Annotated in this window: 1 protein-coding gene and 1 pseudogene; both read right to left on the reverse strand. The window is 62.9% G+C overall.

Features of this window, described 5'->3' with window-relative positions; all coding sequences use genetic code 11:
• Positions 1-262 (reverse strand): annotated as a pseudogene (locus tag FEZ63_RS25325) (ABC transporter permease); the annotation flags it as partial.
• Positions 259-814: ABC transporter permease (locus FEZ63_RS23260; RefSeq protein ID WP_201274269.1), on the reverse strand; the 556-nt coding region annotated here is incomplete at its 5' end. The pseudogene FEZ63_RS25325 and the gene FEZ63_RS23260, both read right to left, overlap by 4 nt.

Genomic DNA, 814 nt, shown 5'->3' on the forward strand with positions numbered 1-814 from the left:
TGGTGCCGGCGGTCATGGCCGCAGACACCGTCAGCAGGCTGATCCAGCTGCTGGTCGCGGCCGCCGACATGAGGCGGCTCAGCACGTCGCGGCCGAATTCGTCGGTGCCGAGCCAATAGACCGGCCCCGGCGCCTGAAGGCGCGCCGCGAAGTTGATCTTGAGCGGATCGAACGGCGTCCAGATGGCGCCGAACAGGGCACAGACGATCAATGTGGCGATGATGGCGCCGCCGATGACGGCGTTGGGAGCAGGTAATCTCATTCCGCGGTCACCCTTGGATCGAAAACGGGATAGAGCAGATCGACGACAAGGTTCACGATCACGTAGACGAACGCGACGAAGAGCAGACAGCCCTGGATGACCGGATAGTCGCGCGCGAAAATCGAATCCACGAGAAGACGGCCAAGTCCCGGAATGGTGAAGACGGTCTCCACGACCGCGATCCCGCCGAGAAGATTGCCGAGCACCAGGCCAATCAACGTCCAGGTCGGGCCGAACGAATTCTTGAACGCGTGCCGCCACAGCACAGCGCCTTCGGACAATCCCTTGGCGCGCGCATGGGTGATGTAGTCGAGCCGCAGCACTTCGAGCGTGCTGGCGCGCGCCATGCGGATCAACACCCCCATCTCATGAAGGAACAGCGTCATGACCGGCATGACGATGTAGAGCAGCGCCGCCCATGGGTCGTCCGAGAAGGAGACGTAGCCGACGACGGGAAGCCATTCGAGCTTCAGGCCGAAGAACAGGAGCAGCAGAAGCCCGAGCCAGAATGTCGGGATCGACAACAGGACGGTGGCGGTTCCGACGAGCACG

It is taken from the genome of Microvirga brassicacearum, assembly GCF_008757455.1.
GTDB classification, from domain to species: domain Bacteria; phylum Pseudomonadota; class Alphaproteobacteria; order Rhizobiales; family Beijerinckiaceae; genus Microvirga; species Microvirga brassicacearum.